The following is a 15,735-nucleotide window of genomic DNA, read 5'->3' as shown; positions in this document are numbered from 1 at the left end:
AATGGGCTATTGCCCTTCACTAATATAGGGGTTCGTACGACGGATAATCTGACGATAAACGGCTATATTATCAACTTTTTCTGCAATTATTTGGGCTTGTTTAGCTTCGGCCAACGTTTTATATTTGACCATTTCTCCATGCTCGTAACTTTCATTTTTCAGTTTTGCTTTGAACATAGGCTTCTTCTTCATTATCTCCGTTTCAACCTTATAGGATGGCTGCGTTTCCTCATGAAGTCTATATCGATCATCCACCGACTCACCATAAATAGGCACATAATATTCAACCGGCAAATACGAGCCTGTGCGTTTAAATCGTTTTTTCGCATCATGTGAGGCTTTGCGACATGCATCACAGCAGAATCGGCTATCTACTCGCTTTGATTTCGTATCGCGTAAGTTATCGCCTTCAATAGCAAACATGTTCAGGCAAAACATGTACTTACATCTACGAAACTTCTTACGCTCGTGGACGTAATACGAGTAATCTAGTACGGTAGAATAATACGGCAACGCATCGAATCCAAACGTGTAAATCAACGCCATATACCGAAATAGCGACCATTCAATCTTCGACATTAAATCGTTGTATAAATCCGTAATTGTAAATTCGGATCGCTCAACGTAAGCCTTATCGTTAACAGGCGGATTTGCTTGAATACTCTTACGATCTAGGTGCTCCGATAATTTGCCGAACTCTCTAGCCATCCCTTCCAACGTTGTAACCTTCGCAGTTTTTAGTGGTACGTCATCTACATTTGCAAACCGCTCAAGTATTGACGGATTTTTAGATTTAGGCATATCTTCGCTAGTCTTGACGTAGTGGTACGCCTGGATAATTTTATGTGTGTAAATAGAGCCTGGATAAACATTTTCATACGTTATAGTGATTCCGTCAGCTTTTGCATATTCGATTAGTGCGAACGTTGTTTTACTGGCTCTCATTTTAGCTGCGACTGATTTCGTCATTGGCTGTCCTCCTCGGTTATTCTCATAGTCTAAAATTTAGACTGCGAGGCTTCTTTTGCTCTATCTCTCTTATATCTACAATCAATAATATATTTAGCGATATTACTAGCCCGTCTATTTGCGTCTTTTTGCAAATAGCGGAATATCTTTAAATCTTTATACATTAGGTCTTTATCGTTAAGTCTTTATATATACTAATAAACGAGATAGTCGAGGTCTAAAAATCAGACTGTGACAATTCAATATCTTGACCACGTACCGGAATCAACTTATCAAATGCAGCTTTTTTCGCATCGATACGCTCGACCTTAGCCAACTTCTTCTCGTAATTCGGAATCGCATCCGGGAATCGTGTGATAAACTCTACCTCGTCATCAATCAACACATTGAATGTATAAGCATGGCTACCACGCGAACCACGCTTAAAAATATTAATCATACCTAAATCACATAACGTTTGAGTGGCTGCGGATATAGTACCACGACTTATATTTAAATCTATTTCCATCGCGTCAAACGAAGGCCAACTGTATCGCCGCCCGATGTTATAGTTCTTTAACAAATACGCGTAAACTAACAAAGTCGTTGCTTTAAAATCCGGGTGTAACGTGTAAACGGTTAAAACAGCATTTTGAACAGCTACCCAACCGCCATCATAGTCGTAAGGCAAAGCCTTTTGTACATCTTTTATAGTTTCCGTCACATTATCTTCTCCTTTAGCAGTTTAATAGATTGGCTGCGGATCATCATTATCGTCTGCTTGAGTGTGTCAATATCGCTTGTAATGCGGGCGAATCTTCAAAGATAAACACTTGATAGCCAGGTAAATTACGGCAAGGTTCTGTACGTAATATGCGATGACCACTAGCGGCAAGCTCGTTGGCAAGCCGTAGTGATCGGATAGCTTTCGTTTTCATGCAAGTATTTCCATTTGCTCTAATAATTCGATTTGGGATGCGCTAAGTTTTGAGATAAGTCCTGACATCTTCTCCAAGAACCCATCTATTTCCGGTGTTACTTTGCTGAAAAATAAACCAATTAGTCTTTGAGTTAAAGCTAGATAATATGCAGCTTCTTCATAGTCCAGACTAAGTAATCTATCATTAATTACAGTGAAACCCTTGATGATATCATTTCGATCAATACGTATTTTTTTATTAAGAATCGGAATATCACGAAGCTGTTGTAGCTTCTCATCTAAAGATTTAACCTCTAATTTTAACACCCACGATGGCTCGTTACCGTTAATCATTCTATGGAGGATGTCATTTTGATTTAGAAATACATCTCCAATTTCCCCACTATGCTCACCCAATACCTTCATGTGAGTATATAACTTCAAAACTTGCATGAAATCTTTTCCCATTCTCCCTAACTTATTAAAATCAAATATCTCTACGTCACTTTTTTCACATCGGAAAGCCTCTACGCCCTGGATAATTGCTTTTGACTTGCTTACTGCAGTCACAATTGCAAAATTACCGCCTTTAACTTCTTTTACTAAAAATGCTTTTTCGAATAACATAATAATCTCTCCCTTAGTTAATTAGTTTTTATTTGGTATATAAACGCCGACCGCTCGACGGAATTGCCTCCTACTACCTACTGCCCGGTAAAATCTTAATTTGATATCACTTTTTATAAAATTATTCCTACTGACTTATATACAAAAAATTTCCGTTTGGCGCACTTTCAGAAAGCCTTTTTATATCGATTTTGTGACAACTTAATATTTATCCTTTCTACTTATCTAATATAGAAACATTTCCTGATCCGTACACTTTTACGAAAATTAATTTTTCATCCCATATATAAACAAAACTACTGCAATCGAGAATGCTATCGTTCCGTAATACCACTTTCTAAGTTCTCCTTCTTCTCCATTCGGTCCAAAGAAGAACGCATCAAACTTTTTTTGAGGAACTACCAACTATTGAAAACAGCTTGCGTTAATAATCGTAGGTATGCTTTTGTGTACGATTTTGCAGTCACAGGAGCTTGTCTCATTAACTTTTCCTTCATAAAACCACCTCCAACAAACAATGCTCCCTTTCATTGACAATTAATGCATTGTAGAAGTCGTTTCTTATAACATAAGTAGACTCGTTTAAATAAAATATCTTATTCTCACTTTCACCTAGAGTAAGCACAGTTTGCCAAGAATTATTTTCGGCCTTTGCAGTAAGTACCTGTACCTCTCTAACCTCAACTAATCGAGCAACACACTCTTTACACTTTCTACTATATTTATCTATCATTTCTTTAACATAGCGCGGAACCACTTTCTTTGTACGAACGTGTTTCCCTTTTATATTACGTCGAGTTACCCATATTTCTTGTGAATACGTACCAGTTTTTTTAATCAGCACTACACGATATTCAATGCCCCATAAACCATTTTCAGATAACCAGTGTCCTTCTTTTACAATTTTGACCATTTTACCAACCTCCTGATATCCTTTTATACGTTTAAGAGTATAACTTTTAGAAAAAAATATGCGTCATTTCATACGCTTAAGAGTATAATAACTTTAAAAATATCACATGTCAACATTTTATTCGCATAAACGTATAAAAGTATGGTAAGCTTTAATTGAGGTGAATAAAGTGAGTGATTATTTAACAGGTGAAGAAGCATTAAAAGCCTTATATGCACAAGATGATAATGATGAGCCAGAATATGATCCGGTTCATATTATTTTTCATTTAAAGGCTCGAATGAAAGAACGTGGATTAACTCAACAGCAGCTTGCTGATATGAGTGGAGTTCGACAAGCAACAATCAGTCAGTTATGTCGAGGTAATATTGAGCGACTACACATACCAACGCTAGAAAAAATTGCTGCAGCGATGAATATAACTGATATAACTCAACTATTATCATTTTTACCGGAGAGTGAAATTATGTCCGGCGGTAACCCTTATGATATTGTTTTCGATAACGACAAAAAAGACGCCTAGTTTAAATTTACTAGGCGTTTAAATAATTTTATTCAAAACTAAATACTTCTTCTCTTATTTGAAAGTTTTCCTTTAATATACTCTCTATATGCCATTTATTAAATTTTTCCTTTTTAATACCCTCTGGATAATTGAAGCTACCATCATACATAGTGATTACACCAACAACTTTAATATCATTAGGATTACTTACACTCCCGACCTTTATTGCTACCAATTCTTCATATTCTTGAGCAAATATACTCAACTGTTTATCAAAGATCGACAACTGGATAGATTTATTGGTTTTACTATATCTAAAGTTTTTTCCTTCTAATTTATCAATATTAAATGTAGACTGGATTATTTCGTCTACATAACTCACAACGTTTTGAACATCCGAAAATTCATCAACTCTGTTTGCATCTATTACTTTTTCGCTAAGCTTTTCAACCCAATTATCCTTTACCATATATATTAACTCCTTTATAGATATTCTATTTATGATCCTGCTATTTTTTTCAATAATATTGTTGTCAAATATATTTCATTAGGGGATTTCTTCTCGCATAAGGAAATATTAACGGCATTACATAAAATGAAAAACCGTAATTAAATTCGTTGAAACGGGGGCCAACTACTTAGAAATGCTTTTTATTTTTATATAGAATATAAAAATAATTCTAAAAAAGCCTCAAGTAATTAATTTAAAATAATCCATACTTCCTACATGAATCTTGTATCTCTTCATAATCCTTACTAGGAAGAGTAAGCTTTAATAGTTTATAAGTGTTCCTTAGATTAGATTTTCTTGTAGTTGAAGATGAAGTTATTCCAAATTTATTAAATTTCAATTCTTCTATTATCCCATAAATTCTTAACTGTATTATCGCCCATTCTTTTAAACCTTGATGGGTTTCACCTTGGAATTGTTTAAATGCTTTGTTGTTAAATAAATTCTGATTTATTATTTTCGCCGAAAAATAATCTAAGTAGTTTACAAAAGCTGTGTATCTTGTATTTAAATTGTTAAAAGCTTCTAAGTCATCTTGAGAGACATATGATGCTAACGCAATTTCAAGCTCCATTTTTAAATTAATCATTATTTCTAAATATTCATAAAATCTATCAGTGTCTTTCTTTTTTGATTGACTAACACCAATCCAAGCTATTACTCCAGCCAAAATTAAAGATACAAAACTACTTAATCCTCCAATTACTGCGATAATGTCGCTCATTTTTTCTTATCTTTTTCAGATTCAATTTGGCTCAATAAGCTTACAAGACTACTATTATCATGTTCTCTTAACGCTTCATAATTACTGCCTTTTTCTATTTTTTCATTATAATGTTCTCTATAATCTTCCCTATAATCTCGCTTTTGTTCTCTATTATTTTGATAAGGTTTTTTTTCTGTCATTATATTACCTCCTTTCTAAAATTATTTTAACATACAAATTATAACTTACTTTCAAATTAATCCCTAACTAAAATCTTATAAAGTAATAAAGAGCAATCTATTATTTTTCCCTAGCTTTGCTTATTAATTATAAATAGATTCTTTCCTTAAAATAATCTTCAACTGCTAATTTTATAAAATCATCTAAAATATTAAATATAAATTTTCTGCTTAATAGGTGGTTTTTTCACTTATAAATGTCCCTATCGAAAATTCTTCGATAGTATTTATTTCTTGACTATTTACTTATGACTCTTTCCGCCCTTTTTAGACTATTTAAATCTACAAGTAGCTCAACAACTTTTTCGTTCCATTTCTCCACGAAATCACCCCCCCCATTATCAAATAGTACATTCTTTTGTTAATAATAGATTCTATATTTCTTACATTTTTGGTATAAATCTATTTACTTTTTATTATAATTTTGGCTGATTGAACTAGAGCGGAAGGCTGACCGCAAAATTATCTACCTTGTTCGCAAAACAAGGCTGAAAGAGCGATGTTAAGGAACAAGAAAGATAATCCGGTTCGGCTGATGTCACCGTCGCGTTGAGTGCGCCGCCCTGTTCAAATTACAACATAAAAGCACTTATTTTCTTGTTATTAAAATGGTAAAATATAAATAATTCTTATATCATTTTCACAATTAGGCGGTAGATTATGAATTTTTTTAATGAATTTAAAGATTTAAAAAGGATTGATAAGATCAATTTTTTCGCTAGTTTGACTACCCTTTCAGGCATATCTTTGTTGACTGTGTTAAATGTAACGCAAAATTTTTTAACTAACGTTACTGTTTTTCAAATTGGGGTCTTATTCATCTTAACCTCCTTCTTTATAACTTTAAATGGTTATATTTTTGGTCTTGCTATTTGGGCTTTTAAACACTATGTAAAGACTGATTCTTCTTATTGGACAGTTTTATTATATATAGGCTTATTACTTTTAATATTTGGTATATTCTTTATACTGACCGATGCCTATATTATTTTTATAGAAATAGCGTTTAAATAATACAAATTTCTTGACTTTTATTAGCTACTTCAAACATCATGAAGCCGAGATAAGGAAAACGGCTTGGTGCTAATTTCGGTTGCCTACGTTAGAGACTCAAAAAAAGAATCAACTAACATAGACAGCCGATTCCATGAATCCTCAATTAAGGTATCCGTATTGTATGCCCTTGTTTAATCGTGATCCTTTCGAATCGATACATCTACTAATCTACTTCTGCCCCCGATAGTTACACTGGATTATGATTTGTCATAAAATTGCGTTATGTGATGTACCCTGTGTGACCGTAGCCACTCAGATCTTCCACTCCTGACCGATTATGTGCGTCAACCACATTCAGACACTGCGAAAAACAAGGAACTCGCATAATGTGTCCTAGCCGAATTTACTGCGTTGGCTCGGCGTAACCTGACGTGTTTTTTAATGACGCTTAACGGCTTCTCGTCAGTGAGCGTTCCTAAAAAAGACAATAGGAAAACAGGCCTTTGACATTCTAATTTTTTTGAAGTAGAATGAAGGCATATTTAATCGCTCATTTTTAGTTGTGAGTGAAACACTTATGCTGGCGGGCATATTTGTGTTAAATCGGAATAAGAAAGGTCTAGCGTTGTGAGCGCTAGGCTTTTTCTTTTATCTATAAGTCAAAATCATTCAACGGATTGTATTTCTCATTCTGTTCGTGTAGTGCCGTTCCCCATAGCGCAAGGTACTTTTCTGTCATACTGAGATTTTTGTGTCTTAAAATTTTTTGAAGCGTGAAAACGTCTCCACCCGACATCAAAAATCGGTGACTAAAAGTATGTCTAAACGTATGTGCAGAAAGTCGAACATCACTAAAGTTCATTACTTCTTGTAACTTTTTAAACATATTTTTAATAGAATCGTAAGTCATTTGTGTATTGATATACTTTACAAACACAAAATTTGATAATGTACCAAAGTGCCTTTCACAAAAAAGCTTATATTCCAGTAACTCTTGTAACACCTTTGATGTAAGCGGGACAGTTTCTTGTCTACGATTTTTACCATAGATAGTCATTAAGTAGTTTACTGAATCAATATCCGACCACTGTAAATTTAATAACTCTCCGATGCGTATTCCCGTGCCGAGTAACGTTGTGATAATGCAGCTATTTCTAAACGCTATAAATTGCTTATCCTTTCCTTTTGTTCTCCTGTAATATGCCAGCATTTTTCTAATATGGGCATCAGTAAATACTTCAATTTGAGTATCTTCTTTCATCCTGCTTATTTTGATTATTGGATTTTTCAATAAAAACTCATTATCTTGTAAATGATTAAAAAAAGCTCTCAAGTGTTTCAACTTTGTATTTATGGTAGGCGCTGAGTTTCCACGTTCATTTTTACAATAAAGTAGATAACTTTTGATAACAGAAGGTGTAATATCATCTACGTCAACTATCTCTTTTTCATATAACCATCTTTTAAATTCTCTAAAAAAAGCCTTGTAACTTTGCAATGTATATTTACTTAGATTTTGCAGTTCCTTTTCGTCTAAAAAATCTTGTATAGCAAATTTTAATATCACAAAAAAGACACCCCCCGTTTAGATTCATTAATCTAAAGAAAGTGTCCTCGTTAATTAGAATGGTGGCTATATGACCCCACTATCCTAAATTTCAATATGTATATACTCTAAAACATTGACATGCCAGCGTTTGTAGCACATCACCATTCCTAATAAAAATGCTTTCCTCGTAGGGTTATGGTGTGTACTCATAATAGGCAGGTATCCTGACTTATGGTCATTGCTTCTTTTCCCCTTCCCGTTGAAAACAGTGGTATTTGAAAAGTCGCTCACATTTACAGTTGCGGGACAGTGTCGGATTTGCACCGACTTCCCTTTTCAGTAAATTGCACGCAATTTACACCTATTATTACACGCTATTCAGTTGTTAATTAAGCCATTTTAAAGATGTCGGAAATAGCAGCGTAAATATTCCTTACCGACTATCAAACTAAATTGTAATATGTATTCTATTAATTGTCAAAATGAAAAAAACTACCTTAATTAAGAAGGGATAGTTACTAAAATACTTATTCATTGTTTTATCACGTCTATTTTTACCAATTTTTTTAATTATATCGAAAAGAATATAAATTTATCAAATTAAGGTAATATATTTATGTTTTTACATTTACCCGATAATATCCTTATAAAACAAAAATCAAAAATGAAATGTACATATGAAGAATATTTACTAGCTGTTGGAATTTTAACAAGTGGTTTGTTGGGGCTAAATACAGCTGAAGCTTCAGAAGTAGAAAAAGATATGATTGAGGTAGATTCATTAATTGAAAATTTAAAAACAAAACATCCTGATTGGACTATTAAACAAGTAACTTTAGATGAGGCTGCTAAAAGTTAAAGAGGAATTTATCCAATCTTAAGAGATCCAGCACCACGATTAACAGCTTTCTATATTGATCAAATAGCATCACAAGTATACCTCTGAAAGAACTTTAAATATTATCCACAATTATAATTTAGGAATCCTTTGAAGGGAGATGTATTTAAAAATGGTTTCTATGGAAGATATGAGTAAAAGGTTAGCAATCCTTCGAGGAGCATACGGATACAAAGGTTTTACTGAAAAAGTTGGCGAAAATATGTATAGAGTTGATACGAAAGCTTTTCAAGAAACAATAGAACATGCAAAAGAACCTATTGAAGCTAATAAAGTTTCAGTGTTATCATCCGATCAAATATAAGTCTTACAAGGTGCTCCAAGTGGTAGTTGGTTGATTCCTTTATTGAAAAAAGAATGGGACAATTAGGGATGATGGATTTACGTAAGGGACTAGTCAACCCTAAAATATTCCAATATACTTCGGCAATGCATGCTTATAAAAGATCGATTTAAGCCAAATTTTAACGGAAACACAAAAAGCCTAGGCTCAACATTAATTTTGAGCCTAGGCTTTGTTCCATATTATTTATAACGTCTTTGCTAAATTGTCATGTACAAAGTATCAACAATTCATGCTTCTTAAACATGTGGGTTATTTGATTTTTTTCTAAGATTACATGATTATGCCTTGAATCGCTGTGTAAGCTTTTGTAAATTTTCTGCTTGCACACATAAATCTTGTGATACTGTATTGACTGCTTGCATGGAGGCACTTTGCTCATCTACTGATTGTAGAACAACTTCTGTATAATGTGATAAATTATCCATTCCAGAAGCAATTGTCATAACTGATTTCGTTACTTCAATAGCACTACCTGAAAGCTCCTCAGCCGTAGCAGATATATCCTCCAGTTGACTCGTCATTTTACTTACATGTTGAGATATCGTACCAAATGATTTTGTAGCTTCATCAATGACATAGACACCTTGCTGAACATTTTTTAAATCCTCTTCAACTGATGATGCAACCTGTGTTGTATCATTTTCAATTCCAACTACTAGCTCAACAATTTGATGTGCTGAATGTTTGGATTGCTCTGCCAATTTACGAACTTCCTCTGCTACCACCGCAAAACCCTGACCATGCTCCCCAGCCCGTGCTGCTTCAATCGCTGCATTTAATGCTAGTAAATTCGTTTGATCTGTAATGGTTGTTATCATATCAATCATGGATTTAATATCCATCATTTTATTTGTTAACTGTTGCATTAATTGACTTGTTTTTTCAGTTGAGTTCGAGATAAATTGCATCTGATTTTTAGCCACATGTAAAATTTCTGCACCGTTACCGGCAACATCATTCGCTTCCTTTGCATGGTCAAAAACATCTTGTGTTGCCACAGTTATTCGTTCAATGCCATCAGCTGTTTCTTGCATTGCCACCGCACTTTCATTGGCCGATTGCGCTACATGCTTAAGTCTATCTGATGTTTTTTCCATTTGAGAATCGACTTCATCAACAGCCATCGTAATTTCATTTGTACTGGCAGATAGCTCCTCTATACTGGTAGATAAGTCTGAAGAGCTATTGGCAATTTTTTGTGTGATAATTTGTAATTGTTCTTTCATCTCTAAGAATGCTTTTGTTAACGATGAAATTTCATCATTGGAATTCACTTCAATAGGAGCAGTATGCAAATTTCCCTCTGCAATTGCCTGAGCAGATGCTGCTAATTGGTTGATGGGTTTAATAATTTTATACTGTACATAGACAATATAGGAAAGTGTCATTGCAATCCCTAGTATTGTTAATAATGTGGATAACCAATCCAATGATGTAACATTTGCTAGGTCTATGACTAAAATAATAATCATAAGAACATTTAAAGCAGAAAAACCAATTATACTTCTTTTTCCTAAACTCATACTAATTTCCCCCTACTATAATAATATTCCAATGTAGTTATTATAGTTGAATTTTCCTTCGATTCACAGAAAAAGGCCCCTCTATTGTAAGAATTAAGTCATAACAATTACATCACAGTGCAATTGTGTCTGGATTTTTCGAGCTCACTCGAAAAGCACCTCTTCAATAACTTTGACATCTATCAGGGGTTTAGGCCAACGTGATGTTGGTCACTAAGGAGTTCTAACAAAATATGAAGTTCTTAGCCCTAGTTTTTCTATTACAGCGGGTATTTGTACCGCACTGAAAAGAAAAAAATCTCATTCAACTCGCCACCTATAGAGGTGGGAGTATTCTGTGTATGACTCTTCGCTTTTTGTACAGTTAAAATGTGCTGAATCAAGATAAAAAAGCACTTTACGCTTGGCAAAGTGCTCTCTAAAATCTATTATTTCAATTTCATAATGCTTGATCCTGCAATACCAGGGTGTGTCATTTCATAAGGGTCTAAAATTAAATCTAATTGTTCAGTTGTTAGTACGCCAGCTTCCAAACATAAATCACGAATTGAACGACCTGATAGGATTGCTTCACGTGCTAGACGAGCAGCCACTTCATAGCCGATATGTGGATTAACAGCCGTTAGGACACCAACACTTTTCTCTACATACTCCTTCATACGCTCTTCATTTGCTTCAATATCTTTTAAACAGTTTTCAGTAAACGCACGGAATACATTATTCATAATGCTAATGGATTGAATTAGGTTAAATACTAAAACAGGCTCCATCACGTTTAATTCTAATTGACCTGCTTCAGATGCTAGAGAAATTGTTTGATCATTGCCGATTACCTGGAAGGCAACTTGATTTAAAACTTCTGGCATTACTGGATTTACCTTACCTGGCATAATGGAAGATCCCGGTTGGCGAGCGGGTAAGATAATCTCTCCTAAGCCGGCACGTGGCCCTGAAGCCATTAAGCGAAGGTCATTCGCAATTTTAGACATGTTAATCATACAGATTTTTAATGCACCAGACACTTCTGTATAAGCATCCGTATTTTGTGTAGCGTCTACTAAATGAGTTGCACCTTTTAACGGTAATCCTGAAATTTCAGCAAGATGCTCATCGACAGACTTAATGTAATCCGGGAATGCATTTAAACCTGTACCAACTGCTGTCGCGCCCATATTCACATCATATAAATTTGGGCGAGTTTGACGGATACGTACAATATCACGGTTGATCACACGGCAGTAAGCTTCGAACTCTTGTCCTAATCGAATTGGCACTGCGTCTTGTAAATGTGTTCGTCCCATCTTAATTACATGCGCAAATTGCTCTGCTTTTTGGTGGAATACCGCTTGCATATTATCCATCGTTAGCAGTAATTCATCTATTAAATTTAAAACAGCAATATGAATAGCTGTTGGGAAAGCATCATTTGTTGATTGGGACATATTCACATGGCTATTTGGACTGATTGATTGATAGTCCCCTTTTTCTTTCCCTAAAATTTCTAGGGCACGGTTTGCAATTACTTCATTGGCATTCATGTTGATCGATGTACCTGCACCGCCCTGGATTGGGTCTACAATAAATTCTGCATCCCATTTTCCATCTATCACTTCTTGTGCTGCTTCGACAATTGCCTCACCAATTTCTTTTGATAATAGGTGTACTTCCATATTGCCCAATGCTGCTGCTTTTTTAACAATCCCCATTGCTTTAATTAAAGCAGAGTGAATTGTGTAGCCTGTAATAGGAAAGTTTTCAGTCGCACGTAGCGTTTGAATCCCATAATAAGCATTTGCTGGTAATACTCGTTCACCTAAAAAATCTTTTTCTATACGTTGTGTTGACATCATTGTCGTCTCCTTTTATGCAATACTCACACTTGATAGTAGCTAATTAATGGCGGATTGTAAACAGTCATTTTTCTGTAAAATAAAAAAATCCTTTAAAAAAGTAAATTATTCGCTAAAAACCGAGCGCATTCTATACGCTCGGTCCATTTTTCCGCTTTAAGTGGTGAATGTCATAAAAAAGAAGCAAGTAAAAACCTCTCCAATAAATCCCGCACTTTCTTTTTTATTTATCTGAAGTTACAGTAAAACGACTATTTTTATGAGTTGGATTTTCAATTTCATCTATTACAGCTATTGCATAATCCGCATAGCTTACATAGCTTTCACCAGCAGCATTCACTAATAAATGGTCAGCACCTGCTTTGTAGCTTCCTGTTCTTGGACCTTCTGGATCAAAGAATGCAGATGGACTTAAAAATGTCCAAGTAATTGCAGATTGTTGTAAATCAAGTAGATTTTCACCTTGGTTTTTAGCTGTTGCATAAAACATTTCAGGAAAGTCTGGTGTATCCATTACGCGCGTAGTTTTTTCTGGGTCTACAAACAAACTGCCCGCTCCACCAACAACAAATAATTTTGTATCTATGCCAGTTAGAATATCAATTAAATGACGACCTACTTTTACATGTAATTCTTCCTGACCAAACGGAGCGCCAAATGCATTAATAACAACATCAAAGCCTTTTACATCCTCTTGCGTTAAGGCAAATACGTCTTTCTCCATAACAGGGATATTAGCTGCTACTTTCGATGCAGAGCGTACGATGGCTGTTACTTCATGACCACGTTGTAATGCTTCCTCTACTATTCTTTGTCCTGCCTTCCCTGTTGCTCCAATTACACCAATTTTCATTATGTGTTCCTCCTAGTTTATAGTTGTAACTATTTAAGTTACAGGTAGAGTACAAAAGATCGACTTCGTTTAAAGACGAAGTTGATCTAGCACATCCTGTAAAGTTTGTGCTTGTAACTGTTCTTCCATTGCATTCCAAATAGATGTATAAACCCCCTCCAACGTATGTTGGATTTTTCGCCCTACCATACAGGCTGGATTTGGCTCATCATGAATCGCAAAAAGTTGCTCGGGCCCATCAATTGCCTGATAGATAGCCAATAATGTTAAATCTCTTGGCTCTACTAATAGCTCATAACCAGCTATGCCTGTTTGTGATGACAGCAATCCTGCTTTTTTGAGGGTACCAATCATGCGTCTTACTACAACTGGATTGGTATTGACACTTCCTGCCATAAAATCAGAGGTTAGCTGACTTTTATCAGATGTTGTTGCAATGAGCGAAAGTATATGGATCGCTACCGAAAATCGACTGTTCACCATATGTATCACCACCTGTTGTAACTATTATAGTTACAGGTATCAAAAAAGGCAAGAAAATTGCTTTATTTAACACCTGTTTTTATTTTTTCCGTTTAAAATGCATCTTATTCTTTTCTCTCGAATAAAAAAACAGATTGAAGTTCAGCATTAAATTTTCTTTACGTAAATAACTAGCTCTTGTCGGATTTCTCCGTCTTCCTCATAAAAATCTAGGTTATGAAATTCATACTTAAAGTGACCTAATGGGAATGTTACACTCTCTCCTTGTGCTGCTGCTAATATGCCTGCTACATCCTGTGACACCATTTGTAAAAGCTCTGTACCTGTAAATGTTTCTACAAATATTACGTTCATCTAAAACACCTCCTAGGCTATTATAGCTTAGAAAGCGCTTTATTTATAATATATCATAATCGTCTAAGACGAATTTCATCAATTACCTGCATCATTTTCTTAATTTGCTCCTGTGTTAATTTTGTAGAGATGTAGGATTGCTCATGTTGTTCAATAGCATTTTTTTCTGGTTGAGGTGAATGGATAGTCAACTTCCTTCTACGTTGTTTTTCTCCTCTTTCATCTATTTGAAACACCATTGATTTCCTCATACTATTCACCTCTACATTTTTATTTGAACCCTAAAGATTTCTTAGTACTTAAACTAATTTTAGTATATATCCTATAATTGCCATATTCAATATATTGGAAAACTCTCTTTTGAAACATTTGGTGAATTATTCTAATATTTTACCTTTTTCAGGAAAATTAAATTCTAAAAAAAACAGCAACCAAATCGGCTGCTGTTATAGTTATACGGCTATGGGTGCTTTAATTGCTGGATGCGGGTTATAGCCCTCAATTGTTAAATCTTCAAGCTCTATATCAAAAATTGACGTTTTATTCGGATTAATTTTCAAGGTTGGTAGGTCCTTTGGATCACGAGAAAGCTGCTCTTTTACTTGCTCCACGTGATTTATATATATATGAGCATCCCCAATGCTATGAATAAACTCGCCAACTTCTAATCCACACTCATGCGCAATTAAATGTGTCAATAATGCGTAGGAAGCAATATTAAATGGACAACCTAATAGTGTATCCAGACTTCTTTGCATCAATTGACAGCTCAACTTACCATCAGCTACATAAAATTGGAACATCACATGACATGGAGGTAATGCCGCTTTACTGCCCTTTGCTCCTGCATCAATCACATCTTCTGGATTCCAAGCATTGACAATGATACGTCTTGAATCAGGATTATGTTTAATTTGATGGATTACATCCTGCAATTGATCAAGGCTCTCCCCTGTAGATGTTGTCCAATTGCGCCATTGCTTGCCGTAGACATTCCCCAGTTCCCCATATTTGCGTGCAAATTCATCGTCTGATAATACACGCTCACAAAATGATGCCAGTTCTTTTTGATAAATCACGTTAAATGATTCATCTATTAAACACCGTCTACCAAAATCGGTCATATCAGGACCAGAATAGTCATCAGATTCAATCCATTTTTTAAAGGCCCACTCATCCCAAATATGATTATTATTCTGTAATAGATATCGAATATTAGTATCACCTTTAATAAACCAAAGTAACTCACTAGCCACAAGTTTAAACGGAATACGTTTTGTCGTTAACAGCGGAAAGCCCTTACTGAGATCAAAACGCATTTGATGGCCAAATACACTATATGTCCCTGTCCCTGTACGATCTTCCTTTTTAATGCCATTCTCTAATATATGTTGTAGTAAATGTAAATACGCAGTTTCTGGATGCGTCATCGTTTCTCAACAGCTCCTTCACGTTTGCTGTTGACCATTATAACATCTAATAACCCTATTTGGTCGGGCAAAAAGAAAAAACAAC

19 protein-coding genes and 1 riboswitch are annotated in these 15,735 nt (G+C 34.8%); of the genes, 4 read left to right on the top strand and 15 right to left on the bottom strand.

Going from position 1 to position 15,735, the window contains the following annotated elements; genetic code table 11:
• Window positions 1–6: 6 nt before the first annotated feature.
• From QNH24_RS12315 to QNH24_RS12300, 4 genes are all read right to left on the bottom strand, one after another.
• The gene (locus QNH24_RS12315; RefSeq protein WP_283872544.1) at window positions 7–969 is read right to left on the bottom strand and encodes a hypothetical protein; all 963 of its coding nucleotides are present in this window, start codon (window positions 967–969) and stop codon (window positions 7–9) included.
• 217 nt (window positions 970–1,186) lie between these two features.
• Window positions 1,187–1,672 (bottom strand): helix-turn-helix domain-containing protein, encoded by a 486-nt coding sequence (locus QNH24_RS12310; RefSeq protein ID WP_283872543.1) that lies wholly within the window; start codon window positions 1,670–1,672, stop codon window positions 1,187–1,189.
• A 210-nt stretch (window positions 1,673–1,882) separates the two neighbouring features.
• Complete coding sequence (locus QNH24_RS12305) at window positions 1,883–2,494, bottom strand: hypothetical protein (RefSeq protein ID WP_283872542.1); 612 nt, start codon at window positions 2,492–2,494, stop codon at window positions 1,883–1,885.
• Between the two features lie 493 nt (window positions 2,495–2,987).
• Window positions 2,988–3,407: a hypothetical protein gene (locus QNH24_RS12300; RefSeq protein WP_283872541.1), complete on the bottom strand. Its 420-nt coding sequence runs from the start codon at window positions 3,405–3,407 to the stop codon at window positions 2,988–2,990.
• A 169-nt stretch (window positions 3,408–3,576) separates the two neighbouring features.
• Between QNH24_RS12300 and QNH24_RS12295 the strand changes: the two genes are divergently transcribed.
• On the top strand, window positions 3,577–3,930 hold the full coding sequence (locus QNH24_RS12295) for a helix-turn-helix domain-containing protein (protein ID WP_283872540.1): 354 nt from the start codon (window positions 3,577–3,579) through the stop codon (window positions 3,928–3,930).
• A gap of 28 nt (window positions 3,931–3,958) precedes the next feature.
• On the opposite strand, the gene QNH24_RS12290 is transcribed toward QNH24_RS12295, so the two are convergent.
• From QNH24_RS12290 to QNH24_RS12280, 3 genes are all read right to left on the bottom strand, one after another.
• A complete protein-coding gene (locus QNH24_RS12290) occupies window positions 3,959–4,381 on the bottom strand; it encodes a hypothetical protein (protein ID WP_283872538.1) in 423 nt (140 codons plus the stop codon).
• Between the two features lie 235 nt (window positions 4,382–4,616).
• Window positions 4,617–5,147: a hypothetical protein gene (locus QNH24_RS12285; protein WP_283872537.1), complete on the bottom strand. Its 531-nt coding sequence runs from the start codon at window positions 5,145–5,147 to the stop codon at window positions 4,617–4,619.
• Entirely contained in the window at window positions 5,144–5,329 is a 186-nt protein-coding gene (locus tag QNH24_RS12280; protein ID WP_283872536.1) for a hypothetical protein, read from the bottom strand. Before QNH24_RS12280 ends, QNH24_RS12285 begins: the two co-directional genes overlap by 4 nt.
• Window positions 5,330–6,028: 699 nt before the next feature.
• Here QNH24_RS12280 and QNH24_RS12275 point away from each other — a divergent pair.
• Window positions 6,029–6,382: a hypothetical protein gene (locus QNH24_RS12275; protein ID WP_283872535.1), complete on the top strand. Its 354-nt coding sequence runs from the start codon at window positions 6,029–6,031 to the stop codon at window positions 6,380–6,382.
• A gap of 634 nt (window positions 6,383–7,016) precedes the next feature.
• Here QNH24_RS12275 and QNH24_RS12270 read toward each other — a convergent pair.
• Window positions 7,017–7,931, bottom strand: coding sequence for a tyrosine-type recombinase/integrase (locus tag QNH24_RS12270; protein WP_283872533.1), 915 nt, complete (start codon window positions 7,929–7,931; stop codon window positions 7,017–7,019).
• 179 nt (window positions 7,932–8,110) lie between these two features.
• A riboswitch (cobalamin riboswitch) is annotated at window positions 8,111–8,293 on the bottom strand.
• Window positions 8,294–8,529: 236 nt separating this feature from the next.
• Here QNH24_RS12270 and QNH24_RS12265 point away from each other — a divergent pair.
• Window positions 8,530–8,772 (top strand): hypothetical protein, encoded by a 243-nt coding sequence (locus QNH24_RS12265; protein ID WP_283872532.1) that lies wholly within the window; start codon window positions 8,530–8,532, stop codon window positions 8,770–8,772.
• A gap of 151 nt (window positions 8,773–8,923) precedes the next feature.
• A complete protein-coding gene (locus tag QNH24_RS12260) occupies window positions 8,924–9,115 on the top strand; it encodes a hypothetical protein (protein ID WP_283872531.1) in 192 nt (63 codons plus the stop codon).
• 320 nt (window positions 9,116–9,435) lie between these two features.
• Here the strand turns inward: QNH24_RS12260 and QNH24_RS12255 are convergent, their stop codons facing one another.
• The 7 genes from QNH24_RS12255 to QNH24_RS12225 all read right to left on the bottom strand — a co-directional run bounded on the left by QNH24_RS12255 (window position 9,436) and on the right by QNH24_RS12225 (window position 15,650).
• The gene (locus QNH24_RS12255) at window positions 9,436–10,680 is read right to left on the bottom strand and encodes a methyl-accepting chemotaxis protein (RefSeq protein ID WP_283872529.1); all 1,245 of its coding nucleotides are present in this window, start codon (window positions 10,678–10,680) and stop codon (window positions 9,436–9,438) included.
• A gap of 428 nt (window positions 10,681–11,108) precedes the next feature.
• Window positions 11,109–12,530 carry an aspartate ammonia-lyase gene (gene aspA / locus QNH24_RS12250; protein ID WP_283872528.1) on the bottom strand — a complete coding sequence of 474 codons (1,422 nt, stop codon included), beginning with the start codon at window positions 12,528–12,530 and terminating at the stop codon, window positions 11,109–11,111.
• Between the two features lie 223 nt (window positions 12,531–12,753).
• Window positions 12,754–13,383, bottom strand: a complete 630-nt coding sequence (locus QNH24_RS12245; RefSeq protein WP_054771501.1) for an NAD(P)-dependent oxidoreductase — start codon at window positions 13,381–13,383, stop codon at window positions 12,754–12,756.
• 69 nt (window positions 13,384–13,452) lie between these two features.
• Entirely contained in the window at window positions 13,453–13,866 is a 414-nt protein-coding gene (locus QNH24_RS12240; protein WP_283872527.1) for an Rrf2 family transcriptional regulator, read from the bottom strand.
• A 147-nt stretch (window positions 13,867–14,013) separates the two neighbouring features.
• Window positions 14,014–14,220, bottom strand: coding sequence for a hypothetical protein (locus QNH24_RS12235; RefSeq protein ID WP_054771500.1), 207 nt, complete (start codon window positions 14,218–14,220; stop codon window positions 14,014–14,016).
• Window positions 14,221–14,273: 53 nt separating this feature from the next.
• Window positions 14,274–14,471 (bottom strand): hypothetical protein, encoded by a 198-nt coding sequence (locus tag QNH24_RS12230; protein WP_283872524.1) that lies wholly within the window; start codon window positions 14,469–14,471, stop codon window positions 14,274–14,276.
• Window positions 14,472–14,672: 201 nt separating this feature from the next.
• Window positions 14,673–15,650 carry a thymidylate synthase gene (locus tag QNH24_RS12225; RefSeq protein WP_283872522.1) on the bottom strand — a complete coding sequence of 326 codons (978 nt, stop codon included), beginning with the start codon at window positions 15,648–15,650 and terminating at the stop codon, window positions 14,673–14,675.
• Window positions 15,651–15,735 lie beyond the last annotated feature (85 nt).

This window comes from Lysinibacillus pakistanensis (assembly GCF_030123245.1).
Taxonomy (GTDB): Bacteria; Bacillota; Bacilli; order Bacillales_A; family Planococcaceae; genus Lysinibacillus; species Lysinibacillus pakistanensis.
This window is presented reverse-complemented; position numbering and strand designations above follow the sequence as displayed.

Excerpts from the sequence above, each read along its gene's own strand:
- QNH24_RS12315 (WP_283872544.1), bottom strand. The coding sequence starts at position 969 with ATGACGAAATCAGTCGCAGCTAAAATGAGAGCCAGTAAAACAACGTTC.
- QNH24_RS12230 (WP_283872524.1), bottom strand. The coding sequence starts at position 14,471 with ATGAGGAAATCAATGGTGTTTCAAATAGATGAAAGAGGAGAAAAACAA.
- QNH24_RS12245 (WP_054771501.1), bottom strand. The coding sequence starts at position 13,383 with ATGAAAATTGGTGTAATTGGAGCAACAGGGAAGGCAGGACAAAGAATA.
- QNH24_RS12285 (WP_283872537.1), bottom strand. The coding sequence starts at position 5,147 with ATGAGCGACATTATCGCAGTAATTGGAGGATTAAGTAGTTTTGTATCT.
- QNH24_RS12290 (WP_283872538.1), bottom strand. The coding sequence starts at position 4,381 with ATGGTAAAGGATAATTGGGTTGAAAAGCTTAGCGAAAAAGTAATAGAT.
- QNH24_RS12300 (WP_283872541.1), bottom strand. The coding sequence starts at position 3,407 with ATGGTCAAAATTGTAAAAGAAGGACACTGGTTATCTGAAAATGGTTTA.
- QNH24_RS12240 (WP_283872527.1), bottom strand. The coding sequence starts at position 13,866 with ATGGTGAACAGTCGATTTTCGGTAGCGATCCATATACTTTCGCTCATT.
- QNH24_RS12235 (WP_054771500.1), bottom strand. The coding sequence starts at position 14,220 with ATGAACGTAATATTTGTAGAAACATTTACAGGTACAGAGCTTTTACAA.
- QNH24_RS12265 (WP_283872532.1), top strand. The coding sequence starts at position 8,530 with ATGTTTTTACATTTACCCGATAATATCCTTATAAAACAAAAATCAAAA.
- QNH24_RS12275 (WP_283872535.1), top strand. The coding sequence starts at position 6,029 with ATGAATTTTTTTAATGAATTTAAAGATTTAAAAAGGATTGATAAGATC.
- QNH24_RS12280 (WP_283872536.1), bottom strand. The coding sequence starts at position 5,329 with ATGACAGAAAAAAAACCTTATCAAAATAATAGAGAACAAAAGCGAGAT.
- QNH24_RS12305 (WP_283872542.1), bottom strand. The coding sequence starts at position 2,494 with ATGTTATTCGAAAAAGCATTTTTAGTAAAAGAAGTTAAAGGCGGTAAT.
- QNH24_RS12225 (WP_283872522.1), bottom strand. The coding sequence starts at position 15,650 with ATGACGCATCCAGAAACTGCGTATTTACATTTACTACAACATATATTA.
- aspA (WP_283872528.1), bottom strand. The coding sequence starts at position 12,530 with ATGATGTCAACACAACGTATAGAAAAAGATTTTTTAGGTGAACGAGTA.
- QNH24_RS12260 (WP_283872531.1), top strand. The coding sequence starts at position 8,924 with ATGGTTTCTATGGAAGATATGAGTAAAAGGTTAGCAATCCTTCGAGGA.
- QNH24_RS12255 (WP_283872529.1), bottom strand. The coding sequence starts at position 10,680 with ATGAGTTTAGGAAAAAGAAGTATAATTGGTTTTTCTGCTTTAAATGTT.